The sequence below is a fragment of the Mycobacterium sp. P7213 genome, assembly GCF_900604305.1.
Classification (GTDB): Bacteria; Actinomycetota; Actinomycetes; order Mycobacteriales; family Mycobacteriaceae; genus Mycobacterium.
On the sequence record NZ_UWOA01000015.1, the window covers coordinates 56,828 to 81,918 of the forward strand.

At 66.2% G+C, this 25,091-nt stretch carries 27 protein-coding genes; 6 read left to right on the plus strand and 21 right to left on the minus strand.

The window, feature by feature from the left end:
• Window positions 1-66: 66 nt before the first annotated feature.
• Genes EJK91_RS07760 through EJK91_RS07790 form a run of 7 tightly spaced genes read right to left on the minus strand, consistent with a single transcriptional unit; the run spans window position 67 to window position 8,447 of the window.
• Window positions 67-732 (minus strand): GNAT family N-acetyltransferase, encoded by a 666-nt coding sequence (locus EJK91_RS07760; RefSeq protein ID WP_125078614.1) that lies wholly within the window; start codon window positions 730-732, stop codon window positions 67-69.
• A 57-nt stretch (window positions 733-789) separates the two neighbouring features.
• Window positions 790-2,301 (minus strand): acyl-CoA synthetase, encoded by a 1,512-nt coding sequence (locus tag EJK91_RS07765; protein WP_125078615.1) that lies wholly within the window; start codon window positions 2,299-2,301, stop codon window positions 790-792.
• On the minus strand, window positions 2,298-3,689 hold the full coding sequence (locus tag EJK91_RS07770; RefSeq protein WP_125078630.1) for a WS/DGAT/MGAT family O-acyltransferase: 1,392 nt from the start codon (window positions 3,687-3,689) through the stop codon (window positions 2,298-2,300). Before EJK91_RS07770 ends, EJK91_RS07765 begins: the two co-directional genes overlap by 4 nt.
• Window positions 3,682-5,106, minus strand: coding sequence for a wax ester/triacylglycerol synthase family O-acyltransferase (locus EJK91_RS07775; protein WP_125078616.1), 1,425 nt, complete (start codon window positions 5,104-5,106; stop codon window positions 3,682-3,684). Before EJK91_RS07775 ends, EJK91_RS07770 begins: the two co-directional genes overlap by 8 nt.
• Window positions 5,106-6,326 (minus strand): alpha/beta hydrolase, encoded by a 1,221-nt coding sequence (locus EJK91_RS07780; RefSeq protein ID WP_125078617.1) that lies wholly within the window; start codon window positions 6,324-6,326, stop codon window positions 5,106-5,108. The genes EJK91_RS07775 and EJK91_RS07780 overlap by 1 nt, the downstream gene beginning before the upstream one ends.
• 25 nt (window positions 6,327-6,351) lie before the next feature.
• Window positions 6,352-7,506 carry an acyl-CoA dehydrogenase gene (locus EJK91_RS07785; protein WP_125078618.1) on the minus strand — a complete coding sequence of 385 codons (1,155 nt, stop codon included), beginning with the start codon at window positions 7,504-7,506 and terminating at the stop codon, window positions 6,352-6,354.
• Window positions 7,503-8,447 (minus strand): SDR family NAD(P)-dependent oxidoreductase, encoded by a 945-nt coding sequence (locus EJK91_RS07790; RefSeq protein WP_125078619.1) that lies wholly within the window; start codon window positions 8,445-8,447, stop codon window positions 7,503-7,505. The genes EJK91_RS07785 and EJK91_RS07790 overlap by 4 nt, the downstream gene beginning before the upstream one ends.
• A 97-nt stretch (window positions 8,448-8,544) precedes the next feature.
• Here EJK91_RS07790 and EJK91_RS07795 point away from each other — a divergent pair, with 97 nt between their 5' ends.
• A complete protein-coding gene (locus tag EJK91_RS07795) occupies window positions 8,545-9,552 on the plus strand; it encodes an AraC family transcriptional regulator (RefSeq protein ID WP_241178647.1) in 1,008 nt (335 codons plus the stop codon).
• A 7-nt stretch (window positions 9,553-9,559) separates the two neighbouring features.
• On the opposite strand, the gene EJK91_RS07800 is transcribed toward EJK91_RS07795, so the two are convergent.
• The 4 genes from EJK91_RS07800 to rplS form a co-directional block, all read right to left on the minus strand.
• Window positions 9,560-9,865, minus strand: coding sequence for a DUF2469 domain-containing protein (locus EJK91_RS07800; RefSeq protein ID WP_012393608.1), 306 nt, complete (start codon window positions 9,863-9,865; stop codon window positions 9,560-9,562).
• Window positions 9,862-10,584, minus strand: coding sequence for a ribonuclease HII (locus EJK91_RS07805; protein ID WP_024443222.1), 723 nt, complete (start codon window positions 10,582-10,584; stop codon window positions 9,862-9,864). The genes EJK91_RS07800 and EJK91_RS07805 overlap by 4 nt, the downstream gene beginning before the upstream one ends.
• A gap of 2 nt (window positions 10,585-10,586) precedes the next feature.
• On the minus strand, window positions 10,587-11,354 hold the full coding sequence (lepB, locus tag EJK91_RS07810) for a signal peptidase I (RefSeq protein ID WP_231384336.1): 768 nt from the start codon (window positions 11,352-11,354) through the stop codon (window positions 10,587-10,589).
• Window positions 11,355-11,481: 127 nt separating this feature from the next.
• Window positions 11,482-11,823 (minus strand): 50S ribosomal protein L19, encoded by a 342-nt coding sequence (rplS, locus tag EJK91_RS07815; RefSeq protein ID WP_024443224.1) that lies wholly within the window; start codon window positions 11,821-11,823, stop codon window positions 11,482-11,484.
• A 57-nt stretch (window positions 11,824-11,880) separates the two neighbouring features.
• Between rplS and EJK91_RS07820 the strand changes: the two genes are divergently transcribed.
• Together EJK91_RS07820 and EJK91_RS07825 are read left to right on the plus strand one after the other, a co-directional pair.
• The gene (locus EJK91_RS07820) at window positions 11,881-12,117 is read left to right on the plus strand and encodes a hypothetical protein (RefSeq protein ID WP_024443225.1); all 237 of its coding nucleotides are present in this window, start codon (window positions 11,881-11,883) and stop codon (window positions 12,115-12,117) included.
• Between the two features lie 103 nt (window positions 12,118-12,220).
• Window positions 12,221-13,117, plus strand: coding sequence for a hypothetical protein (locus tag EJK91_RS07825; protein ID WP_036458316.1), 897 nt, complete (start codon window positions 12,221-12,223; stop codon window positions 13,115-13,117).
• Between the two features lie 21 nt (window positions 13,118-13,138).
• Here EJK91_RS07825 and trmD read toward each other — a convergent pair whose 3' ends face one another.
• The 5 genes from trmD to EJK91_RS07850 all read right to left on the minus strand — a co-directional run bounded on the left by trmD (window position 13,139) and on the right by EJK91_RS07850 (window position 15,709).
• A complete protein-coding gene (gene trmD, locus EJK91_RS07830; RefSeq protein WP_024443227.1) occupies window positions 13,139-13,828 on the minus strand; it encodes a tRNA (guanosine(37)-N1)-methyltransferase TrmD in 690 nt (229 codons plus the stop codon).
• An 8-nt stretch (window positions 13,829-13,836) separates the two neighbouring features.
• A complete protein-coding gene (gene rimM, locus EJK91_RS07835) occupies window positions 13,837-14,358 on the minus strand; it encodes a ribosome maturation factor RimM (RefSeq protein ID WP_024443228.1) in 522 nt (173 codons plus the stop codon).
• Between the two features lie 11 nt (window positions 14,359-14,369).
• Entirely contained in the window at window positions 14,370-14,612 is a 243-nt protein-coding gene (locus EJK91_RS07840) for an RNA-binding protein (RefSeq protein ID WP_019736217.1), read from the minus strand.
• An 8-nt stretch (window positions 14,613-14,620) separates the two neighbouring features.
• Window positions 14,621-15,121: a 30S ribosomal protein S16 gene (gene rpsP / locus EJK91_RS07845; RefSeq protein WP_024443229.1), complete on the minus strand. Its 501-nt coding sequence runs from the start codon at window positions 15,119-15,121 to the stop codon at window positions 14,621-14,623.
• A 168-nt stretch (window positions 15,122-15,289) separates the two neighbouring features.
• Window positions 15,290-15,709 carry a nuclear transport factor 2 family protein gene (locus EJK91_RS07850; protein ID WP_125078631.1) on the minus strand — a complete coding sequence of 140 codons (420 nt, stop codon included), beginning with the start codon at window positions 15,707-15,709 and terminating at the stop codon, window positions 15,290-15,292.
• 37 nt (window positions 15,710-15,746) lie between these two features.
• On the opposite strand from EJK91_RS07850, the gene EJK91_RS07855 reads away from it, so the two are divergent.
• Window positions 15,747-16,616: a D-alanyl-D-alanine carboxypeptidase family protein gene (locus EJK91_RS07855; RefSeq protein ID WP_024443231.1), complete on the plus strand. Its 870-nt coding sequence runs from the start codon at window positions 15,747-15,749 to the stop codon at window positions 16,614-16,616.
• A 68-nt stretch (window positions 16,617-16,684) separates the two neighbouring features.
• Here EJK91_RS07855 and EJK91_RS07860 read toward each other — a convergent pair whose 3' ends face one another.
• Together EJK91_RS07860 and ffh are read right to left on the minus strand one after the other, a co-directional pair.
• Entirely contained in the window at window positions 16,685-17,752 is a 1,068-nt protein-coding gene (locus EJK91_RS07860; protein ID WP_125078621.1) for an amidohydrolase family protein, read from the minus strand.
• 1 nt (window position 17,753) lies between these two features.
• On the minus strand, window positions 17,754-19,304 hold the full coding sequence (gene ffh / locus EJK91_RS07865; RefSeq protein ID WP_125078622.1) for a signal recognition particle protein: 1,551 nt from the start codon (window positions 19,302-19,304) through the stop codon (window positions 17,754-17,756).
• 339 nt (window positions 19,305-19,643) lie between these two features.
• Between ffh and EJK91_RS07870 the strand changes: the two genes are divergently transcribed.
• Entirely contained in the window at window positions 19,644-20,459 is an 816-nt protein-coding gene (locus EJK91_RS07870) for a PPE family protein, SVP subgroup (RefSeq protein ID WP_125078623.1), read from the plus strand.
• A 35-nt stretch (window positions 20,460-20,494) separates the two neighbouring features.
• On the plus strand, window positions 20,495-21,679 hold the full coding sequence (locus tag EJK91_RS07875; RefSeq protein WP_125078624.1) for a PPE family protein: 1,185 nt from the start codon (window positions 20,495-20,497) through the stop codon (window positions 21,677-21,679).
• 649 nt (window positions 21,680-22,328) lie between these two features.
• Here the strand turns inward: EJK91_RS07875 and EJK91_RS07880 are convergent.
• The 3 genes from EJK91_RS07880 to EJK91_RS07890 all read right to left on the minus strand — a co-directional run bounded on the left by EJK91_RS07880 (window position 22,329) and on the right by EJK91_RS07890 (window position 25,003).
• A complete protein-coding gene (locus EJK91_RS07880) occupies window positions 22,329-23,210 on the minus strand; it encodes a DUF294 nucleotidyltransferase-like domain-containing protein (RefSeq protein ID WP_444850803.1) in 882 nt (293 codons plus the stop codon).
• A gap of 70 nt (window positions 23,211-23,280) precedes the next feature.
• Window positions 23,281-23,619 (minus strand): P-II family nitrogen regulator, encoded by a 339-nt coding sequence (locus tag EJK91_RS07885; protein ID WP_024443236.1) that lies wholly within the window; start codon window positions 23,617-23,619, stop codon window positions 23,281-23,283.
• Complete coding sequence (locus EJK91_RS07890; protein ID WP_024443237.1) at window positions 23,525-25,003, minus strand: ammonium transporter; 1,479 nt, start codon at window positions 25,001-25,003, stop codon at window positions 23,525-23,527. The genes EJK91_RS07885 and EJK91_RS07890 overlap by 95 nt, the downstream gene beginning before the upstream one ends.
• Window positions 25,004-25,091: the final 88 nt, after the last annotated feature.

The following is a 25,091-nucleotide window of genomic DNA, read 5'->3' on the forward strand; positions in this document are numbered from 1 at the left end:
TGTGTGGCCGGGATACCCCTCGGGGGCAAGCCGAAACCCCGGAGCGTCCCGGGGCGACGAACGGGTTCAGCCGGCGTGGGCGCCCGGCGCGCGAACGATCAACGGCACACCGGGGAAGTAGGCCGCCATCTCGGCGCGGGCACGGCGCAACGCGGCGGTGCCATAGCCTTTCTTGCGGTGGTCGGGATGAATCCAGATCCGCACGTTGACCTCACCGTGGTTGAGGTCGCCGAAAACCATCCCGACCTTCTGCCCGCCGTCGATCGCGACGAACAGTGCCGCGTCCTCGTCCTCGACGCGCGCCAGCGCGGAGCTGATCTCGTCACCGATGTCGCCGGCCGGTCGCCCGGTCCCGTCGGCGCTGGCACCGACGTCGGTGGTCCGGTCCGCCAAAATGTCTCGGTCCTGCTCACCGGAGAACACCCGCAGCGCCAGGGTCTCGCCGGAACTGGCCGGCCGGTCACCGAGGGTGAATGTCAGCTCGTTGTTCAGGTCGTTGAGCTCGTCGGCGATCTTGTCACGCGACTCTTTGGTGAGCTGATCCAGCGACATTCCGATCACCGCTTCGCAGCCCAGCGGCGAGACGCCGAGCAGGTCCGCGATCGCCTGCACGGCCGACGCGCGGTCGGTGGAATCGACGATCACGTCAAGCACCTCATGACGGCGTTCCATGGCCTTGAGCAGGGCATTTGTGATTTCACGGCGGGAGACGGCACGGTCGACAGCGGTCATAGGTGTCAGCCTAGACCGAAGTTTGCGCCGACGCGGGGGTGTTCATATGCGGGCGCATCAGCCCGCGAATTGTTCGCGCAGGACCCGCTTGAGGATCTTGCCGGTCGGGTTGCGCGGAATGGCGTCGGCGAAGATCACCTTCTTGGGCATCTTGTAGCGCGCCAGCTTCGTCCCGCACTCGGCGATGATGTGGTGCTCGCTGAGTTCGCTTTGATCGCCGACGACGATGGCGCAGGCGATCTCCCCCCACTTCTCGTCGGGCAGGCCGATGACGGCCACCTCGTTGACGCCGGGGATCCCGATCACGACGTTCTCGATCTCCGCCGGGTAGATGTTCTCGCCGCCGGAGATGATCATGTCCTTGAGGCGATCCTTGATGTACAGATAGCCTTCGTCGTCGATCTCGCCGATGTCACCGGTGCGGAACCAGCCGTCGTCGAAGGCGCCGCGGGTGGCACTCGGGAGGTTCCAGTACTCCTTGAGCAGGAAATCGGCCTTGATCACGACTTCGCCTTCCCCGCGCTGGCTGATCACCCCATCGTCGCCGCGTACCCGGACGTCGGCGAACATGCAGGCGCGTCCGACGGAGCCCACCTTGCGCAAGGCGTCGTCGCCAAGCAGTAGGGTGCCACCGCCGCACGATTCGGTGAGCGCATAGCCCTGAACAACCTGCATGTTCTTGGAGGCGTACAGCTTGATCAGCGGCTCGGGCATGGGGGCGCCGCCGGTGATGAAGAAGCGGAAGTCGGGAGCATCGAGTTCGTCGAATCCGGGAGCTTGGCGCATGAAGTTCAAAATCGCCGGCACCGCTCCCCCGATGGTCACCCGTTCCTGCACTATCAGCGACCACACCGCCGTCGGATCGAACTGCGGCATCGAGATCAGGGTGACACCGCGCATGGCGCAGAAGATGACCGTGGTGAGCGCAGCCACGTGGAACATCGGCAACGGAAGCAGCACCCGATCCGCGGCACGCACATCGACGGTGAGCGACCACGACGTCGCAGCCGAATGCACGGAATCATGCGAGTGGACAACGCCTTTCGGGCTTCCGGTGGTTCCTGAGGTGTACATGATGAACAGGTTGTCCTGGCCGCCGCACTCGACGTCGGGCTCATCCGCATCTACGGCTGCGAGGCGGTCTTGCAGCGAGCCGGCACCGCCTGTCGCCGGCACCCAATCGGTGACGGTGCAGGGATGGGTGCTTCCCGCCCGCACCGCGTCGGCCACCGCGGTGAATTCGGCACCGTAAATCAGTGCTTTGCTGCCGCTGTTGGACGCGATGAACTCCAGCTCCGGTGCGGCGAGGCGGGTGTTGAGGGGGACGACGACGACCCCGATCTTGGCCGCGCCGTAGAACAGGCAGCAGAACTCGACACTGTTGGCCATCAGCAGAGCCACCCGGTCACCCCTGCCGAGCCCGAGCGAGATGAGCACGGCAGCACAGCGATTGGCCAGCTCATTGAGCTGCGCATAGTTCAATCGCACCGCTGACGACGGCTCGACGTAGGCCTCGATGCCAGGGCTGACGACGGCACGTTGGGCCAGCATCGTCCCGATGTTCTTCATGACGTCCTCCGTGTCGTAGCCTGCAGTCGCTGGAATGACCGGTCCATCAGCCGAGCCAGTCGCAAGGGTTCGTCCACGGCCTCCGGGGCGGCGCCGATGGCGATGCGGACGGTGTCGTTGACGCTGGCGAAGGTGACGTTGAGTCCGGCACCGGGCGGCAGAATCGGCAGACCCAGGAACGCGACCAGTGGCGCACCGGCCAGATAAAGTTGCTCGGCCGGGCCCTTCATGTTCGAGATCACCAGGTTGGCGCTGGGCGCATTTCCCAACCCGGGCAGGGAGTCTGACACGGCCATGCTGCCGGCCAGCAGCAGCGCGTAGACCTGACGAGAGGTCGTCTGCATGCCGCGGCCCTTGTCTTTGGCCTTCTGCGTCGCGCCGTTGATCTGGCGCAGCCGCTCTCCGATATCCGCCCCGGGAGCTCCCATTGAGATCAGCTCGGCGCTCACCTGGTTGCCGCCTCCGGCGCCGGGCGACCCATGCGGGCCCTCTCGCAGCGACATAGGCATGAAGGCCACCAGTGGCCGGTCGGCCGACGCGCCACGTTCGCCGAGGTAAGCATGCAGGGCGTCGTCGATGACGGTCATGACGACGTCGTTGATCGAGGTGTTCGTTGCCGCGGCCACCGCCTTGACGTCGGCGAGCGGCAGCCCGGTGTCGGCGTAGCCCCGCGCAGCCGATTTCGCGGTGTTGTTGAACAACGTTCGTCGCGCGGTGAACGGCACCGCCGCCATGCGCGGCTTCAGCTGCAATGCTTGCACGCCGAACTCGACAATGTCGGCTCCGATGCCGATCAGGTCTGCGGGCAGCGTGGTCAGCACCCGCAGCTGCCCCTGCAGCCGCTGGGCCTGGGAAACCCTGGGACGTGGCCGACGCACCTCGGCGCCGCCCTCGGGCGCCATCCACGGGGCCGCCAGCCGCTCGTCATCGGGCGAGTCGCTCATGAAGTTGCGCATCACCCGCAGACCGCCTTCGCCGTCGATGAGGGCGTGGTGCACCTTGATCATGACAGCGAGACAGTCGTTTTCGAGACCGTCGATGATGTAGCACTCCCAGAGCGGCCGGCTGCGGTCGAGTAGCCCGCTGTTGAGCGTGGAAACCAGCTCATAGAACTGCGCCATGCTGCCGGGCGCCGGCAGGTCGATCCGACGGACGTGGTCGGCCATGTCCGGCTCGACGGTCTGCCACGCCGCGATACCGGTGCCCAACCCGGTGAGTTTATGGGTGAACGGCTTGACCGCCTGGCTGCGCCGATAGGCGTCGAACAGCTGTGCCCCGAAGGTCGATGCCTGCCCCTGCGGCTTCTTGAAGATCGTCATGGCGGCCATGTGAAGGGGCCGATTCGAGTTCTCCAACAACAGAAATGTCAGGTCGGTCGGACTAATCATTGCGTTCATCGGGCGATCTCATTCGTTCGGTAGCGGCAAGCAGGGCGTTCAGTTCATCGACGAAATAGCCGAACAGTTCCCAGCCGTCGTCGAGGGCTCCCCGGTCCGCCAGCATGCAGATGTTGGCTCGCCCGCAGTAACTCCACATGGTGACGTTGAGGCCGGTGCCATCGGCGAGTTGACCGGTGGAGAACCAATTGTCGAGCTTCCAGTTGTCCAGGTAGAGCGCGTCTTTTGGACCTGGGACATTGGACAGCACCAGATTGCCGAAAAGGCCGAAGCTGCCTCCCCGGCGGTGAATCGCCTTGCGGATGAGCGTGACACCCCAGGGCGGGACGACCTGCAACAACGCGCTGATGTCGGCCCCGGCCGCCTTGACTGTCTTGATGTGTTCTTTCATCTCGAGGTTGGACTCGCGACTGGCCGCAAGCCGGTGCAGCGGATCGGCGATATCACTGCGGATCCAGCAGAAATCCTGGGTGGCAAAGTTGCCCCGGCCCTCCATTCCGGTGGGCCGTTCACCGGCAAAGGGGGTGGCACCGACCAGCGGATGCTGATCGGGGTTGTACTCCATGGCAATCAAGAGCCGGCGCACCGCACCGGCCACACAGCTGCTGAAGACGTCGTTGATGGTGACATCGTGCGCCTTGCTGACCGTGACGAAGCTCTCCAGCGGGAGGCTTTCGCAGACGAAGGTACGCCCCGCGCTGAGGTTGACGTTCAGCGGTGTCTGCCGCATCATTCCGGCCGCCGGATGGGGCGGGGCGCCGGCCGATCTGCGCCTGCGTTCCAACCGGACCCGCTGCCACAGCCCGGCGGCCACCTTCGGCAGGTTGGCGATGGCGACTTCGGGGAAGTCGCGCACCGCCCAGCCGAGGCGGCGCAGCCACGACGGCAGCGGAGCTGGAGTGTAGGGCGGGGGGTCGTCGGACTTGACGCCCGGCTGGGGTTGGTAGAACCGCTGCATCAGCCAGGATGCGCCGACACCGTCGACATAGGCGTGGTGCACGAGCATCACGCACGCGACCTTGCCGTCGGCGAGTCCCTCGACGACCCACATCATCCACAGGGGTCTGCTGCGGTCGAGTTGATAGGCGTAGATGCCGGCCATGAACTCGCACAGGGTTTTGTGGTCGGCCGGTGGCGGGCAGGCAACACGACGGATGTGGTACTCGAGTTGGAAGTCTGGATCCTCAACCCAGTAGGGATGATTGAGGCCCAACGGCGAGTCGAGGTATTTCCAGCGCAGGATCGGCATCAGATGCAGCCGCCGTGCCGCCTCGGCGCAGAATTTGTCGAAGGACCAGCCGTCGGGGTCGGTGGACGGATCGATGATCGCAACCTTGAACGTATGCATATACGCCTTCGGTGTCTCCATGCCCAGCATGAATGCGTCAACCCCGTTGAGTCGTTCCATTAGCGTCTCCGCGCCGTCTGTTCGCCGTGCTTACCGATTCCGGATTTATTGCGGCCCAACCGATATGACCGATGTGCCTCGCCGAGGAAGATCCCGATCGCCGTCACGGCCGCCGGAGTGCGGGCACCGTCGGTCACGTCGAACCCGTGGTGGGCGCCGGGCAGCTCCAGATACCCCACAGCCGCCTGCGACGTCGCACGCAGCCGGTCGGCGAAGGCGGCCGCCTGCGCCACCGGGATGATGGTGTCAGCGGTGCCGTGCACCACCAGGAACGGCGGTGCGTGCGGCCCGGTCCGCGCGATCGGCGAGGCCGCCCGGAACAATTCGCGGTGCCGGTCGTGGCGCTTGCGGACGACGACCCGCTCAATGAAGTCCATGAACCGGCGGCGCTCCGCGGTAGATCGGTCTTCCCAGTCGTAACGCCCGTAGATGCCCACCACCGCATCCACCGACGTGTCGGCTTCGGGCGGCAGATCCGCCTGCAGGATGGGGTCACCCGCGGTCAGACCGACCAGCGCGGCCAGGTGGCCACCGGCTGATGCGCCCGCAATGGCGACGAAATCGCCGTCGCCGCCGAAGGTGTCGGCGTTGGCCCGCGCCCATGCCACCGCAGTCTTGACATCCTTGAGCTGGCGCGGCCAGCGATTGCGCGGAGAGACCCGGTAGTCGATCGACAAGCACAGCCAGCCCCGCTCGGCGAGGTGACTCAGCAGCGCATCGCCCTGCAGTGCGCGGCGGCCATGCACCCAACCGCCCCCGGGTACAAAGATCAGCACCGGCGCAGACATGGGGAGCGGGCCGGGTCGGCGCCAGACGTCCAACACCTGTTCCGGAGAGTCGCCGTAGCCCACCGACGCACGGTAGAGGTACCGGCGGCGATTCCGGTGGTGGCTCAACACCGGGGGCAGCCGGCCAGGCGTCGGCCATTCGATGTCGAGCCGCGCGGGGGGAACGATGTCACGCAAGGCATCTGCGCACACCTGCTCCGTGCGCTTGTTGGGCTGCTCGTCACGCGCACCATGGCGCGGCATGAACATTCCCTTGACCGCAGCGGATGCGATACCGGGAGCGCGTCCCCCGACCCACAGGCCCGCGGCGACCAACGTGCCTAACGGAGTGAGGCGCTTGCCGATGACGGGCACGGCCGCCAGCGACTCGCTCACTGCCATCAGGTAGTCGACCGGGCCGGTCCGCGGCTCGACATCCACGTCTGGTTCCATCTTGCGCCTCCGGTGTTCGCCCGCGTCAGCGCAGGAGGTGTCGGCTCATGACGACGCGCTGGATCTGGTTGGTGCCCTCATAGATCTGGGTGATCTTGGCGTCGCGCATCATCCGCTCCACCGGGAAGTCGGTGGTATAGCCCGCCCCACCGAACAACTGCACCGCATCAGTGGTGACCTCCATCGCCACATCGGAGGCGAAACACTTACTGGCCGCAGAGATGAAACCCAACCCGGTCTCACCACGCTCCGCACGCGCCGCCGCCGAATACACCATCAACCGGGCCGCCTCGAGCTTCATCGCCATATCGGCCAACATGAACTGCACACCCTGAAACGTGCTGATGTTCTTACCGAACTGCTTGCGATCCTTGGTGTACTCAATCGCAGCATCCAACGCACCCTGGGCAATACCGACCGCCTGGGCACCGATCGTCGGCCGCGTGTGATCCAACGTCCGCAACGCCGTCTTGAACCCCGTGCCGGGCTCACCGATGATCCGATCCCCCGCAATACGGCAGTTCTCGAAATACAACTCCGTGGTCGGCGACCCCTTGATACCGAGCTTGTGCTCCTTGGGCCCGACCGTGAACCCCTCATCATCGATATGCACCATGAACGCCGAAATACCATTGGCATCCAGATCCGGGTCGGTCACCGCCATCACCGTGTACCAACTCGACTTACCCCCATTGGTGATCCAGCACTTGGAACCATTGAGAATCCAGTCATCACCATCAGCCTTGGCCCGAGTACGCATCGCCGCGGCATCACTGCCGGCCTCCCGCTCACTCAACGCATACGAGGCCATCACCTCACCGGCCGCCAAACCCGGCAACACCTGCGCCTTGAGCTCCTCAGAACCCGACAGGATCAAACCCATCGTGCCCAGCTTGTTCACCGCCGGAATCAACGACGACGACGCACACACCCGAGCGACCTCTTCGATCACGATGCACGCCGCCACCGAATCCGCACCCTGACCGCCATACTCCTCGGGCACATGCACCGCGTTGAAACCCGACGCATTCAACGCCGCCAGGGCCTCCTCAGGAAACCGGGCCCGCTCATCGACATCCTTGGCGTACGGAGCGATCTCCTTCTCCGCCAACGCCCGAATCGCCGCCCGCAACTCATCATGCTCCTCGGGCAACTTGAACAGATCAAACGAGGGATTCATCGGGCGCTCCCCACCTTCGTCCAGGGAAAGAATCGGGCCGCCGCGGCGGCGGTGAGCCGCTGGTATCCCGGACCGATGAGCCGCACGAGCACGTCGAGGGCGTGCGCCTCCCACCCGATCAATACCCGGGCACGGCCCGCGCGGACCCCGTCGAGGATGGTCTGTGCGGCCATCTCCGGGGAATGCAGCAGGAGGTAGCGGTCATAGAACTCGGCCAAGGTCTGGGCGTCTTCGCCGTCGCAGACGGTGGCGTTGCGGGCCACGCCGGTCTTGATACCCCCCGGGTGTACGCACGTCACCTTGACCGGATGACCGTTGATCAACATCTCTTGGCGCAGCGCCTCGGTGAAGCCGCGAACAGCGAACTTGGCTGCGTTGTAGGCACTTTGACCGGGTATCGCGATCAACCCGAACAGGCTGGAGACATTGACGATGTGCCCGTCCCCGGATGCGATGAGGTGCGGCAGAAAGGCTTTGGTGCCGTTGACGACGCCCCAGAAGTCGACGTCCATGACGCGCTCGATGTCCTTGAACGCCGCCTTCTCCACGTCGCCGTTGTAGGCGATCCCGGCGTTGTTGTAGACCTGATGCACCTCGCCGAAGTGTTCGGCTACCTCGTCGGCGTACGCCAGTACCGCGGTGCGTTCGACGACGTTGAGCTGGTCGGACTTCACCTGCGCTCCCAGCGCTTCCGCCTCGCGCACGGTGTCGGCGAGACCGTCGGTGTTTATGTCGGACAGCGCGAGCTTGGCGCCGTGAGCAGCGAGGTTGAGCGCCAACGCCTTACCGATCCCAGAACCCGCACCGGTGATGACGACGACCTTGCCCGCGAATGGGGTACCGGGGTCAGTCGCGGGGCGTCCGCGCAGCCCGGCCAGGGCGATGACGGTCCCGGAAGAGCCCAGCGCTCGGGCCCAGCGGGGTATGCGTTGCGAAATCATGCCCCGATCTTGTCCACCGCCCGTGGCTTCGGTCTTGACATTTTCCGACGTTTTTTTATCATTTCCCGACAACCGGTGGTTGGAGGTGGTGAGCGGGGTGTCGTCGGGCAGTTTCATCCGCGCCCCGGCCGCGTCGGGTTACACCGAGCTGGTCCGCGAACTCGGCGGTGACCCGGCGGCGTTCCTGACTCGCTTTCATATCCCGGCGGAAGTGGAACAGCAGGAGGACGCGTTCGTTCCGGTCGACGCCTTCGCCCGGTTGCTGGAGACCACCGCAGATGAGCTCCGCTGCCCGGAGTTCGGGCTTCGCCTCGCCCACCTGCAGGGACTGCATATCCTCGGGCCGATCGCGGTGATGGCGCGCAACGCCCAGACCGTGCTGAGTGGCCTGGGTGCGATCTCGCGGTTTCTCCACATCCACTCCCCGGCGCTGGAGCTGACCGAGCGTCGAACGCCACGGGGCATCGCGTTCAGCTACGAGGTGACCGAGCGGGGAATCCCCTACCCGCTGCAGTCCTACGAGCTCAGCATGGGTATCGCCGTGCGGATCCTGCAGTTGCTCGGCGGCCCGGGCGCACGGCCGGAATCGGTCTCGTTCTCCCACCGGCAACAGGCCTCCGACAGCGCCTACCGCCGAGCACTGGGCTGCCCGGTGCGCTTCGAACAGAGCTGGTGCGGATTCGAGCTGCCCACGCATCTGGCCGAACGGCGCATTGAGAACGCCGATCCCCACACCAGCCGCATTGCCACCCAGTACCTGGAGTCGACCTATCTGCCGAAGACGTCGCCGCTGGCGGCACGCGTGGCGGAGTTGGCACGCCGGCTGTTGCCCACCGGTCAGTGCAGCATCGACGTCATCGCCGCCGAACTGGCCCTGCATCCGAGGACCCTGCAAAGACGATTGGCGATCGAAGGTGTCAGCGGCCGAGACATCATCGACGAGCAGCGCCGCATCCAGGCGATGAGGTACTTTGCCGAGCCTGGGTTACCGGTACGTCAGATCGTCGTCCTGCTCGGCTATACCGAGCAAAGCGCGCTGAACCGATCGTGTCGCCGGTGGTTCGGCAAGACGCCGCGCGAGTGTCAGGTCAGTGGGTGCGGCTAGCCGGCGGCTACTCCGGCAGCCGCAGCTCGGGCTTCTCGACCTCTTCGATGTTGACGTCTTTGAAGGTGACCACCCGCACCTGCTTGACGAACCGGGCCGGGCGGTACATGTCCCACACCCAGGCATCTGCCAGCCGAAGCTCGAAATACACCTCGCCGTCGGCGTTGCGGGGCACCATCTCCACGCTGTTGGCGAGGTAGAAGCGCCGTTCGGTCTCCACCACGTAACTGAACTGGCCCACGATGTCCTTGTATTCGCGGTACAGCGAGAGTTCCATCTCGGTTTCGTACTTCTCGAGATCCTCGGCACTCATCTGCTCAGCCGTCCTTCTGCTCGGTTCGTCCCCATTGTCCCAGTCGCCGCGCCAGTCCCGGCCAAGGCGAGTGCCACGTTGCGCACATTGATAAACGAGAAGCGATGCTGGCTGCACGGTCCTAGCGCAGACAGTGCCGCGGTGTGCGCCGCGGTGGAGTAGCCCTTGTGCACCGCGAAGCCATAGCCGGGGTGGTCGACGTCCAGCGTCGCCATGTAGCGGTCCCGACTGACCTTGGCCAGCACGCTCGCCGCGGCAATGCACGCCGCCGCCCCGTCACCGCCGATCACCGGAAGCGAGGGCATCGGCAGGCCCGGGACACGGAACCCGTCGGACAGCACATAACCGGGCCGCAGCGGCAGGCCAGCCACCGCGCGCCGCATGCCCTCGATATTGGCCACGTGCACACCGCGCGCATCGACGTCGGCGGGCTCGATGAACACCACGTGGTAGCCCAGCGCGTACCGGCAGATCAACGGGAACAGCTGCTCGCGGACCTTCTCGGTGAGCTTCTTGGAGTCGTCGAGCGCAGCCAGGGCCGCGGGTTTGCCCGGCCCGAGCACACAGGCGGCCACCACCAGCGGTCCGGCGCAAGCCCCGCGGCCGACCTCGTCGACCCCGGCGACCGGGCCGAGCCCACTGCGGTACAGCGCCGACTCCAGAGTGCGCAGCCCCGGTGAACGACGAATCACCGTGCGCGGCGGCCAGGCCGGAGCCATCGTTACGGGCCCTGCTCGGCCATCTTCTGGGGATTTACCGATTTTACCGGCCCCCAGCGCGACGGCGGCCAGGCGATGAACCGGGTCTTGCCGATCACGTTGGCCACCGGCACGGTGCCGGCGTCCAGATCTTCTCCGGTGCACAGGATCCGGCGCTGCAGATCGGGCTGGGCCTGGACCGAGTCGCAGTGCGCCCGCGAGTCCGACGAATGGGTGCGGTTGTCACCCATCACCCACAGCCGCCCCTCGGGCACGGTCACCGGACCGAACTCGTTGCCGAGGCAGGGATAGACGAACGGGTCGACCATCAGGGTGGACGGGTTCAGGTAGGGCTCGTGCAGCAGCTTGCCGTCGACGGTCAGGCCGGTGTCGTTACGGCACTGAACCGTCTGGCCGCCTACCGCGATGACGCGCTTGACCAAGTCGTTCTCGTCCGGCGGGACGAACCCGATGAACGACAGCGCGTTCTGCACCCAGCGCACCGGTGTGTTGGTGGACCGGATCGACTTGTAGCCGACATTCCACGACGGGGGGCCGCGGAAGACCACGACGTCACCGGGCTGCGGTGCGCCGAAGCGGTAGGTGACCTTGTCCACCATGATGCGGTCGCCGACGCAGCCGTGGCAGCCGTGCAGCGTCGGCTCCATCGACTCCGACGGAATGAGGTACGGGCGGGCCACGAACGTCAGCACCAGGTAGTACAACACCAGCGCGATCGTCACCAGCACGACCGACTCGCGCAGGGTGCTGTGCTTGCCGTCCTCGGGCACCTCGGCGGCCTCGGCAGCCTCGGGGGAACTTTCGGGTGATGAGCCCGTGGTTTCGGTCACGAGATCAGGGTAATGACCGCGTCAGCGGTACCGGGGACCGACCGGAGAAAGCCCGGCTCGGGCAAGATCAGCGCTTTTCCTTGATCTTGGCCTTCTTGCCGCGCAGCTCACGCAGGTAGTACAGCTTGGCGCGCCGAACGTCACCACGCACCACGACGTCGATGTGGTCGACGTTGGGCGAGTGCACCGGGAAGGTCCGCTCCACGCCGACGCCGTAGCTCTCCTTGCGGACGGTGAACGTCTCGCGAACGCCGCCACCCTGCCGACGGATGACCACACCCTTGAACACCTGGATGCGCTCCTTGGAGCCCTCGATCACCTTCACGTGCACGTTGACCGTGTCGCCGGGGGCGAAGGCCGGGATGTCGTCGCGCAGCGACGCCTTGTCGACGATGTCCAGCGTGTTCATTGCGGAAACACTTCCTCGCGGGTCGCGGCTCCGGACCGGCCGACACGCGTTGTGAGCATGCAGACGGTTACCGAGCCGATGGGGTTCGGGCATGTTGTCGCGCTGTGCGGTGACTGGGACGTCAGGACTCCGCTGCAGATCAACCGCAGGCGACAACTGCTCAATTGTGCCAGACGCAGCGCAACCAGTGAAATCGCGCAAATCGCCGCTGGTCGTTCCACACCGAACCTCGCCGCCGTGATAATTCTGGAGGCGACCGAACTGCGCGATCCGCACGCCCACGCGGTAACCTAACCGGCGGGCCGGTGGCAGCAGTGTGGCGAGCCCGTAAACCCGACGTCGGCGCAACTACGCGACTGATTAGCTGTTGAGGAGGCCTTCCGCCGTGCGGCCATCGATGCTTGTGTTGACCATCGTCATGGTGATCTCCACAGTGGTGTTCGGCTGCGACGAGAAAGTCTATGGCGCCGACGCCCAACGGCCGACGCCGTACCGCACGCCCGAGGTGACGCCGGTGGCCACCGCGATCGAAGCTCCCCGGGCGCCTGCGATTCAGCCCGCCGCGGTGGTCGATGGCCTGGCGGCACGCATGCAGGAAGCCACCGACGATGCCGCCAAGGTCGGCGCGAATATCTCGGTGGCGGTGCTGGACCGGATCTCGCATCAGTTGATCACCAACGGCAACACCAGGCCGATCGCCACCGCCTCGGTCGCCAAGCTGTTCATCGCCGACGACCTGCTGCTCCGCAAGCCCGAAGCCGGCCTGTCGGCCGACGACCGGGCCGCATTGGATTCCATGCTGCGTGCGTCCGACGACGGAGCCGCCGAGACGTTCTGGAGCCAGAACGGCGGCAACGCGATCATCACCCGGGTGGCCGGCCGCTACGGCCTGGCCGGGACCTCGCCGCCGTCGAACGGTGCCTGGTGGAACACCATCAGCACCGCACCCGACCTGGCGCGTTACTACGACATGCTGCTCAACGGTTCCGGCGGTCTGCCGCCGGCTCAGGCCAGCATCATCATGAACGACCTCGCAATGTCCACCCCGAGCGGCCTCGACGGCTACCCGCAGCGCTTCGGGATCCCGGAGGGCTTGTACGACGAGCCGGTGGCGGTGAAGCAGGGCTGGATGTGCTGCATCGGCAACAACTGGATGCACCTGTCGACCGGTGTGGTCGGGGCGGATCGCCGCTACATCGTGGTGATCGAGTCGCTGCAGCCCAGCGACGACGCCACCGCCCGTACCACCATCACCGAGGCCGTCAAGACCATCTTCCCCGGCGGCCGGATCTAGGCGGGTTGCCGCCGTAACGGCTTAGGGCTCCAGTAGATCCGGACGGCGTTCGCGGGTCCGCTCCAGGGCGGCCTCGTGGCGCCAGGCGTTGATCCGGGCGTGGTCACCGGAGAGCAGCACGTCAGGCACGTCCAGGCCGCGCCAGCTCGGCGGACGGGTGTAGCTCGGCCCCTCCAGCAGGCCGTCGCGGTCCGGCGAATGCGAATCGTCACGTTGGGACGCCGGATTGCCGAGCACGCCGGGCATGAGCCGCAGCACCGCCTCCAGCATCACCAGCACTGCGGGCTCCCCGCCGGCCAGCACATAGTCACCGATCGACACCTCTTCGACCCGCATCCGCCGAGCGGCGTCGTCGGCGACCCGCTGATCGATGCCCTCGTAACGGCCGCAGGCGAACACCAGATGCTCTTCATGGCTCCAGCGCTGCGCGGTGGCCTGGTCGAACAGTGTTCCCGCCGGGGTCGGGACGATGAGAACAGTCTGCTCCGAACAGATTTCGTCCAGCGCTTCACCCCAGACCGGCGCCTTCATCACCATCCCGGGGCCGCCCCCGTAGGGCGAGTCATCCACGGAGCGATGCACATCGTGAGTCCAGCGCCGCAAGTCGTGAACCTCGAACGCGACCATCCCGGATTCGATCGCCTTGCCGGGCAGTGATTGACGGATCGGGGCCAGGTAGTCGGGGAAGATCGTGACGACATCGATTCGCATGCCGCGCTTTACCCGTCCAGCTCCAGCAGCCCGTCGGGCGGTTCGATCACCACAGTGTTGTCGGCCAGCGACACCGACGGCACGAACGCGGCGATGAACGGCACCAACAGTTCCCGGCCGTCAGTCCGCTTGATCGCCAGCAGCTCGCCGGCAGCCGTGTGCAGCACCTCGGTCACGGAGCCGATCTCCTCCCCCGCCACGGTGCGCACCTGCAGACCCTCGAGCTGATGGTCGTAGTAGGTGTCCGGCTCGGTGATCGGCGGAAGGTCGGCGGAGTCGACGACGAAAATGCTGCCGCGCAACGCGTCGGCACCGTCGCGGTCGCCGATCCCGGCCAACCGCACCAACAGACGTGCGCCATGAGGGCGAGCCGCCTCGACCACGTAGTCGCGTTGCGGCGCACCGGATTTACGGGCGTGCAACGTCGCACCCGGCGCGAACCTGAGCTCCGGATCGTCGGTTCGGACATCGACGACGATTTCGCCGCCGATGCCGTGGGCTTTGACCACCCGCCCGACCGTCAGCTCCATGAGCCGGCCGACTACCGGTCGGTGTCCACCACGTCCACGCGGATGCCGCGTCCACCGATACCGGCGACGAGGGTGCGCAACGCAGTGGCGGTGCGACCGCCGCGACCGATTACCTTGCCCAGGTCGTCGGGGTGCACGTGCACCTCGACGGTGCGGCCGCGGCGGTTGGTCACCATGTCGACTCGTACGTCATCGGGGTTGTCGACGATGCCGCGCACCAGGTGCTCGACGGCGTCTGCCACTACGGCACTCATGGCCGCGGTCAGCTCTCGCTGGCCGACTCGGCGGCCTCAGCAGCGGGAGCCTCGGCGGCCTCGGCGGAAGCCTCAGCCTTCTCGTCAGCCTTGTCAGCCGCCTTCTCAGTCTTCTTGGCCGGCGCCTTCTTCTTCTTGGCGGTGGTGGCCTCGGTGGTCGGGCCACCCTCGGCCTCGGCCAGCGCAGCGTTGAACAGCTCCAGCTTGCTCGGCTTGGCCGGCTTGACCTTCAGGCGGCCCTCGGCGCCGGGCAGGCCCTTGAACTTCTGCCAGTCACCGGTGATCTTCAGCAGCTTGAGCACCGGCTCGGTGGGCTGGGCACCGACCGACAGCCAGTACTGGGCGCGCTCCGAGTCGATCTCGATCAGGCTCGGCTCTTCCTTCGGGTGGTAGCGACCGATGACCTCGATGGCGCGGCCGTCCCGGCGGGAGCGCGCGTCGGCAATCGCGATGCGGTACTGCGGATTGCGGATCTTACCGAGGCGGGTGAGCTTGATCTTGACAGCCATGAATACTCCTGCGATATCACGCTGCAATTCAGCGATGTGGGCGGGATTGCCCACATCCGGTTTTGCCTCGCGTGGTTGTGTCACCCCGCGCGGAGCCCCAACAGGGTCGCGTCACACGGCGGACAGCCGCCCATTGTGCCAGAAGCAGGCCGGTCAGCAGAAATCGCCTCAGGGCATCTTCTGGAAGCACTTGGTCTCGGAGCGCCGGCTCATCCGCCAACCGTCGGCGGTGCGGACGAACTCGTCCTCGTACCACAGCCCCACCAGCATCATCGGGTCATTCTCCCCGCTGAACACCATGGGATTGAAGCAGAAGGTGCGCGCGGTGGCGCCGTCGCCGTCGACGCGGATCGCCGGTAGCCCCAGCATGTGAGAGTAGGTGGCGAAATTGGGCAGCACCTCGGCCAGCCACGCCTTCACCTCCGGGAAGCGCCCATCGATGCCGCCCAAGGCGCGGTAGTCGATGTAGGCATCGGGGGTGAACACCGCGTCCAGACCGTCGAAGTTTCGGGTGTCGATCGCGGTCGAGTAGTCGACCAGCAGCTGCTGGATCTCCCAGCGGTCCGAAATTTCTTGTTGGCTCAGCATTCCTCGATTGAACACCACAGCGGTAAGGTAGGCCGCCATGCGGAAAATCTTGGCCGCAATCGCGGCTCTCGCAACAGTGTTCGCCTCTCCCGCCGTGGCGGCCCACGCCGATGCTGCGCAGCCGCTCGGCTCGGCGCCGGTGCCGGTCGGCCCCGCCCCGAACTGGCTCATCGCTGACCTGGATTCCGGGCAGGTGCTCGCCGAGCAGAACGGCTACGCCGCGACTCCCCCGGCCAGCACGATCAAGGTCCTGCTGGCATTGGTGGTGCTCGACGAACTGAACCTCGAGGACACCATGGTCGCCACCCCGGCCGACACCCACGTGGAGTGCAATTGTGTCGGGGTCAAGGCCGACCACAGTTACACCGCGCGGCAGCTGCTGGAAGGCCTGCTGCTGGTTTCGGGCAACGACGCCGCCAACGCGCTGGCGGACATGCTCGGCGGGCCCGAGTTGGCGGTGGCGAAGATGAACGCCAAGGCCGCTGCGGTCGGCGCGACCGCCACCCACGCCAGTACCCCGTCCGGGCTGGACGGCCCCGGCGGTCCGGGCGCCAGCACCCCGCACGACCTGGCGGCCATCTTCCGGGCGGCGATGGCCAACCCGGTGTTCGCCGAGATCACCGCGCAGCCCGCCGCGACGTTCCCGACCGATTCCGGGGAGCGTCCGATCGTGAATATGAACGAGCTGCTGGCCCGGTATCCGGGGGCGTTCGGCGGCAAGACCGGCTTCACCGATGCTGCCCGCAAGACCTATGTCGGCGGAGCGTCCCGCGACGGCCGGCGGCTGGTGGTCGCGATGATGTACGGGCTGATCCATGAGGGCGGGCCGACCTATTGGGACCAGGCGGCGGCCCTACTGGACTGGGGTTTCGCACAGTCTCCGATGTCGAGTGTCGGCTCGCTCTAGACCCGCGACTGGGCAGGGTTGTCCGGCACCCCCAGTTCGGGCCGAATAACTCTGCACGCTCAGCGGAGTCAATACACCCGGCCGCGCAGCATCACCAGGTCGGGACGCCCGAGCACCTCGGGGCCGCTGCGCGGGTCGTCGGCGAAACACACCAGGTCGGCCGAAGCGCCATGCTCCAGCACCGGTGCCCCCAGCCAGCGCCGGGCATCCCAGCAGGCCGCGCCCAGTGCCTCAGTGCGACTGAGGCCCACCTGGGACAGCGCGTCCACCTCATCGGCGATCCGGCCGTGGGCCACCATGCCGCCCGCGTCGGTACCGGCGTAGATCGGCACCCCGGCTTCGCGGGCCGCACCGATCCGTGATCGGCAGGTGGCGTGCAGCGCGCGCATGTGTGCGGCGTAGGTCGGGTACTTGGCCGCCGAGTCGGCGATCCCGGGGAAGTTGTCGATATTGATCAGCGTCGGCACCAGGGCGGTGCCGTTGGCCAGCATCATCGCGATGATGTCGTCGGTGATGCCGGTGCCGTGCTCGATGCAGTCGATGCCGGCGTTGATCAGGCCGGGCAGCGCCTCCTCGCCGAAGACGTGCGCGGTGACCCGGGCGCCGTTGGCGTGCGCGGCATCGATGGCCGACTTCAACACGTCGTCGGACCACAGCGGCGCAAGATCACCCACACCCCGGTCGATCCAGTCCCCTACCAGCTTCACCCAGCCGTCGCCCCGAACCGCTTGGGCAGCAACGGCTTCCGGAAGCCGATCCTCGTCATCGACGTTGATCGGCAGCCCGGGAATATAGCGCTTGGTCCGGGCGAGGTGCTGCCCGGCGCGGATGATGCGCGGCAGGTCGGCACGGTCGTCGAATGCGCGGGTGTCGACCGGTGAGCCCGCGTCACGGATCAGCAGGACCCCGGCGCGGCGTTCGGTCTCCGCTTGGCGCACCGCCTCGTCGACGTCCACCGGACCACCGGGCCCGATCCCGACGTGACAGTGCGCGTCGACCAGGCCCGGGATGATCCAGCCGTCGGAGAAGACGGTGTCGGCGCCATCGACCGGCTCGAGGCTGATCTCGCCGTCGACGATCCAGTATTCGACAAGCTGTTCGTCGGGCAGCCCGCGACCGGAAACGTGGAGCGCCAAATTACTTCTGGCCCGGGAAGTTCAGCTTGGACAGGTCGAAGTCGGCCAGCCCGGGAGGCAGCTCGTTGAGGCCTTCGGGCATCTGCGACAGGTCGGGGAAACCGGCGGGCATGCCGGGGCCGAACAGCCCCCTCGACTTCGGTGGGGTCGGGCCGCGGCCCTTGCCCTTCTTGCCGGCCTTACCCTTGGCTTTGCGGTTGGAGCTCTTGCGGCCCAGCCCGGGCAGGCCCATCCCGCCCATCATCGACGACATCATTTTGCGGGCCTCAAAGAACCGGTCGACGAGCTGGTTGACCTCCGAGACGCTGACGCCCGAGCCGTTGGCGATCCGCAGCCGCCGGGAGGCGTTGATGATCTTCGGGTCAGCCCGCTCGGCCGGTGTCATGCCGCGGATGATGGCCTGCAGACGGTCCAGCTGGCTGTCGTCGACGGCGGCCAGCGCGTCCTTCATCTGGCCGGCTCCGGGCAGCATGCCCAGCAGGTTGCCGATCGGGCCCATCTTGCGGATCGCCAGCATCTGCTCGAGGAAGTCTTCCAGCGTGAGCTCGCCGGAACCGATCTTGGCTGCTGCCTCTTCGGCCTTGCGGGCGTCGAAGACCTGTTCGGCCTGCTCGATCAAGCTGAGCACGTCGCCCATGCCCAGGATGCGGCTGGCCATCCGGTCGGGGTGGAAGACGTCGAAGTCTTCCAGCTTCTCGCCGGTGGAGGCGAACAGGATGGGCGCGCCGGTGACTTCCCGGACCGACAGTGCGGCACCACCTCGGGCGTCTCCGTCGAGCTTGGTGAGTACCACCCCGGTGAAGCCCACGCCCTCGCGGAATGCATCGGCGGTGGTGACGGCGTCCTGGCCGATCATGGCGTCTAGGACGAACAACACCTCGTCGGGCTGCACCGCATCGCGGATGGCCGCGGCCTGGGCCATCATCTCCTCATCGATGCCCAGGCGCCCGGCGGTGTCGACGACGACGACGTCGAAGTGCTTGGCCTTGGCTTCGGCCAGGCCGGCTGCGGCCACGGCGACCGGGTCGCCGGGGGTGCCGGTATCGCCGGCGACCGAAGTCCCGGGGTGCGGGGCGAACACCGTGACTCCGGCGCGCTCCCCGACGACCTGCAACTGGTTGACCGCTCCCGGGCGTTGCAGGTCGCAGGCCACCAGCAGCGGGGTGTGGCCCTGGCCGCGCAGCCAGGTGGCCAGCTTGCCGGCGAGCGTGGTCTTTCCCGCGCCCTGCAGACCGGCCAGCATGACCACCGTGGGCGGGGTCTTGGCGAACACCAGCTGCCGGGTCTGTCCGCCGAGGATGCCGATGAGCTCCTCATTGACGATCTTGACGACCTGCTGAGCCGGGTTGAGCGCACCAGAGACCTCGGCGCCCTTGGCACGGTCCTTGACCCGGCCGATGAACGCGCGCACCACCGGCAACGAGACATCGGCCTCCAGCAGGGCCAGCCGGATCTCGCGGGCAGTGGCGTCGATATCGGCGTCCGTGAGACGGCCCTTGCTACGCAGCCCCTGCAGGGCCCCGGTCAACCGGTCGGAGAGGGATTCAAACACGCCGCCAGCCTATATCTGCTCACGACGGGCGCGGGCGGGCCAACGTGACATCGGGTGATCCAAGCGGGCGGCTGGCCGCCGCCGCGAGCGGTAACCGCGGCGCGAGAATTGTAACCGCAGCGTTAGATAAATTGCACAGTTAATGCCGCAATTCTCATCCGTTAAACGGCCGTTTCAGAGCTTTCACAACCCGGCTATTTCCGTTAAGGATTCGCACTCGGCCGCTAAGAAAAAGTTACCGATCTACTTAGACTCTCCGATTCCTGCAATGCTTCAGGACATCGAAGACCGGCCCGTCGGACCATCCCATTATGGCCCGACTTTCTGCGAGGAGGATGCATGTCATTTGTGAAAACACTCCCTGAAGCAATGACGCATGCGGCGGGCCAACTCGCAGGTATCGGAGAAGTGTTATCAGCCGAAAGCGGCGCGGCGGCCATCCCGACCACCGTCATCGCGCCCGCTGGCACCGACCCGGTCTCTGCGCTGCAGGCCGCGCTCTTCGCGACCTACGGGAACCTCTATCAGTCGATCAGCGAACAGGCGGCAGCCGTTCACCAGCAGTTGGTGCAGGTCCTGGGACAGAACGCTGCGGCCTACGGCACCGCCGAGGCGACCAATCAGGCGACGTCCTCGATGGACTCGGGGCTCCAGTGGTTCTTGACCAACATCCTGGGTGTGCCGTCGAGCGGCAGTTCTTCGGTGCTGTCCAGCAACCTGGCCAACATCGGCAACGTCGGGTTGGGCAACTGGGCTTCGGCCGGCTCGGCCGTGCTTGGTCTGGCCGGTGGTGGTCTTCTCGACTTCCCCGAAGAGATCGCCGCCGAGGGAGCCGCCGGCCTTATGGGCTACGAGGCACCTGCGACCATGGCCGGCGTCGGCGCGATGCCGGTGGCGGCCGGGATGGCCCAGGCCACCACGGTCGGCTCATTGTCTGCACCGCCCAGCTGGGGCACCGAGCCGGTGGCGGCCGCTGCCCCCGCCCGATTTGCGGCGGCGACTACCAGCATGGCCACCCCGCATTCCGTGCCCACCATGGCCGCCGTGCCGGCAGCCATGGCCGCAGCCGGTGCCGGCGATCGCGGCGTCGGGAGATTCGGCGCACCGCGGTATGGGGTCAAGCGCACTGTCATGCCCAAGCCGACGGCCGTTTAGCAACCCGCCCCACCAACGAGAAGGGGAATACAGATATGTCGTTCGATTTTGGAGCACTACCCCCGGAGATCGTGTCCGCGTGGATGTACAGCGGAGCCGGTTCCGGTCCGCTGATGTCAGCCGCCTCGGCATGGGGCGGCCTGGCCGCGGAGCTGGAGGCATCGGCGGCGGCGGCGCAGTTGGTGATCTCCGAGCTGGCCGGCGAAGAGTGGACAGGGCCGGCGTCAGCGGCAATGACCAGCGCCGTCACTCCCTATCTCACGTGGCTACACGCCACCTCGACAGCCGCCTACCAGGCCAGTTCGCAGGCGATGGCCTCGGCAGGAGCATTCGAGGCCGCCCGCGCGGCCGTGGTGTCTCCCGCGATCATCGCCGCCAACCGGGCGCTGCTGGCGACCCTGGTCGCGTCGAATTTCCTGGGAGTGAACACCCCGGCGATATTGGCCACCGAGGCGCACTACATGGAGATGTGGGCCCAGGACACCTTGGCCATGTTCGGCTACAGCACCGCGTCGTCCAGCGCTGCCGCGCTGACCCCGATGACTCCGGCGCCGCAGACCACCAATCCGATCGGGGCGGCGGTCGCCACGGCCGGCAGTGCCACCGGTGGGCTCCAGCAGGAGCTGGCCCAAACGCTTGCCTCGCTACAGGGCGCAGTGCAGGGGCTCCTGTCGCCTCTCGTGGCAGCCGATGGGTCGCTCGGCCCCGTCGCAAACGCGGTCGACCTGTTTCTCGGAACACCGCTGTTCGCCAATGCCATTAACGGCGGTGTGAACACAGCGGCCTGGTTTGTCGCCACCGCCATACCGACGGCGGTATCGCTGGGCCACACGCTCGCGCTCGCGGGTCCGGCCAGCCTGGCATCCGACGTCTCGGGCATGGACGGCCTTGCGGCGGGACTGGGCTCGGGAGTCTTGGCGGGCATGACTCCACCGGTGGGGGCGCTGACTGCGGCCGGAACGCCGGTGCTGGCAGGACTGGGCCAGGCGTCCACGATGGGCGGGATGTCAGTGCCGGCCGGCTGGTCGGCCACGGCAGGCACGCAGCTCGCCGCATCGACGGGGTCCGGCTGGACGGTTGCCGCGGAAGAGACTGCAGGCATGCACGCCGTGCCGGCAGGAATGGCTCCGATGGGCGCCGGCGGACGTGGCGGCCTCGGGTCGGGCGGCCCCCGTTACGGCTTCAAACCTACGGTGATGCCAAAACAGGTGCTGGTATGAGGCCGGGTGCGCTCTCTTGATCGCCGGCGATGGCGGGAGCCCCGTCGAGCCGCGCCTCAGGAGGGCGCACCGCGTGCTTCCGACGGTCACCGGGGCAGGTACGTCCGCGGATGCAGCCGCAGTTGAGGCCGATGATGCAGGCCTGGGGGCAGGCCGCGGTCACACCCGAAGGGGGGGCAACACCACTAATAGAGGCAGGCGACGCCTGCGCGATGCCGGTTGCTCCGGCTCCGGTAAACCCGACTACCAAAGCTGCGCCTGCTGCACCCAGTAACGTGGCCGCCATCCTGCCGAAGCGTCTCATCGCAATCCCTATGTTTCGTCCGTGTTTCACCCCCTTCACACAACGTACTTATCGTTCCTGACATACATCTGAATCTTCCTGGCATGCGCCTGAGTCTCTGCAGCCCGCTTGCCCCCCGCCGTCCGCCGCCGGCGGACGAAACCGACCCTTGGCGTGACCATCGATAATCGCCACTGAATTCCGCGACCGTATTCCCGGCAATAACTCGACTTATAATTTACCCAAGGGAAAATTTTGATCGAATGGCAGGGATATAGGCGCCTCGACAAGATCAGAATTCAGCACGCGAGAAGGGCTAGACCAAACGCGACAGGGCTGGCCCAAAGATTGGCTTCCTCGGGGGCGTTACGCCCGCACAGCCAACTTCCCGCGATGACCCAATGCGTTGAATTCGGCATCGACGCATCGGTTGATCGTGTGCGCGGCATCAAGCACCGTGGCGGCCAGGTCGTACCTGTCGCTCAGGTCCAGCGCGGCGCTGACCTCATTGGTGTACTGGCCCGACAACAGGTCCTGGCCCCGCCCGCAGGCCCGGTGAAGTTCGGTACGGACGTCCAGCATCGTGCGGTGAGCACCGCGCAACGCACCCCCGCGCTGATACGGCGGCCTGGTCGAGCGGCCGGAAGCATGTGCCACCGTCAGCGCATCGAGCAGTTGAACATCGCGTAAGCCGCCGCGGCCACATTTCAGATCGGGTTCGGCGCTGCCGGCTATGCCTCCACTGCGCTGCCAGCGAGCGTGTGTCACGGCGATGAGTTCGCCGTAACGGGTGCTGATGCCGTGGCGCCATTGCTGGCGGACGCTGGCGATCAGCCCTGCCGACAACCGCTCATCGCCGGCGATATGGCGGGCGTCCAGCATCGCCAGTGCGGCGAGGATATCGGAGGTGGCGACCCGCAGCGCCTGCGGAATCGTGCGAACGCTGTGATCGAGGCGAACATTGGCGTCCCACAACGGATACCAGAGCAGTTCCGCCATTCGTCCCACGACATCGGCAGGCATGTCATTGTGCACCAGCAGCAGGTCCAGATCGGAGTGCGGAAGCAACTCACGCCGGCCAAGCGAACCGGTTGCCACTAGCGCAAAACCACTGCCGGGCACAACACCGATCTCAGTCGCCTTGGCAACCAGCCAGGACTCGTGCACCTCACGCCACACCGTGCGCAGCGCGACCGAGTCCCATTGCGCGGATGTCGCACACCGCAATGTGGCTCGAACAGCCGCCAAGTCAGCTGCCGGGCAACTCGCCCCCGTGCGGCTCATGACCGTCTACATCGGCTCGGATCGCGCTACAGACTCATACCGCGTCGGCGCCGCGTTCGCCCGTCCGAACCCGGACCACGGACTCCACCGCGCTGACCCAGACCTTGCCGTCGCCGATCTTGCCGGTACGCGCCGCCCGCACGATGATCTCGACGATCTTGTCCACGGTGAAGTCATCGACCAATACCTCGATCCGCACCTTGGGAACGAAATCGATCGAGTACTCGGCACCCCGATAGACCTCGGTGTGGCCTTTCTGCCTTCCGTATCCCTGGACATCACTGACCGTCATCCCCAAGACTCCGGCCTCTTCCAAGCCAGTCTTGATGTCCTCCAACGTAAACGGCTTCACGATCGCGGTGATCAACTTCATGTTCTCTCCTGTCTTCAGCCGAGTAAGCAAGAACAGCACTGCCGGGGGTACTCACGAGGTCGTAGCCGCTTTGGAGGTGCTCGGCCTCATCGATGCCCGAGGCCTCATCCTCGGCATCCAGCCGCAGTCCGATGGTGTATTTGAGGATCAAGGCCAAGATCGCCGTTCCGACAGCCGAGTACAACGCGACGCTGGACGCACCGATGAGCTGGCGCCACAGCTGATCGAAACCGCCGCCGTAGAACAGGCCGGGAGACACATCTGACGCACCGTCGATAGCAGCTGTGGTGGGCGCCGCGACCAGGCCCACCAGCAGGGTTCCGACGAGACCGCCGACCAGGTGCACTCCCACAACATCCAGCGAATCATCAAATCCGAAGCGGTATTTCAGGCCCACCGCCAATGCGCAGGCGACACCGGCAACCCCACCCACAACCAGCGCGCCGACAACATCTACCGACGCACACGCCGGCGTGATCGCCACCAGACCGGCCACGATTCCCGACGCTGCCCCCAGCGAAGTGGCGTGACCGTCGCGGATCCGTTCGGCGAGCAACCATCCCAGCATCGCAGCGGCTGTCGCGACGGTCGTGGTGATGAAGGTCGAGCCGGCAACACCGTTGGCGCTCACCGCCGATCCGGCGTTGAATCCGTACCACCCGAACCACAACAGGCCGGCGCCAAGCATCACCAACGGCAGATTGTGCGGCCGCATCGGAAGGGCGGGCCATCCTTGGCGTTTGCCGAGTATGAGTGCCAGCACCAGGGCAGCCATGCCCGCGTTGATGTGGACCGCGGTGCCGCCCGCAAAGTCGATCGCATGAAGTTTGTTGGCGATCCAACCGCCGTGCGGGGCGGTGCCGTCGTCGAATGCGAAGACCCAGTGGGCGACCGGGAAATACACGACGCTTACCCACAGGGCCGAGAACAACAACCAACTGCCGAACTTCATCCGGTCGGCCACCGCTCCGGAGATCAACGCGACCGTGATGATCGCGAACATCATCTGGAATCCCACGAAAACGGTCGCCGGCACCGTGCCGACCAGCGGAATCTCGATCGCAGGCGTGCCACTCGCCGGATCGGCCGCGACCGCGTTGACCCCGATGAGGCCCTTCAATCCCCAATAGTCAGTGGGGTTTCCCGCCACGTTGCCGACATCATCGCCGAACGCGAGTGAGAAACCGTAGAGCACCCAGAGCACGGTCACCACACCCATGGCGCTGATGCTCATCATGATCATGTTCAAGACACTCTTGACCCGGACCATGCCGCCGTAGAAGAACGCCAGACCTGGCGTCATCAACAGCACCAGGGCGGCGCTGATCAGCATCCAGGCAGTGTCACCGGTGTCGGGTACGCCCATCGTCGGGAATTGATCCATGCACCAAACCTCCTCTGCCGCGGCCGGTTGCCAGATGAACCCGGCTGGTCATAACCATGCGCAACAGTTGTTTCGGCTCTAGCGCCGC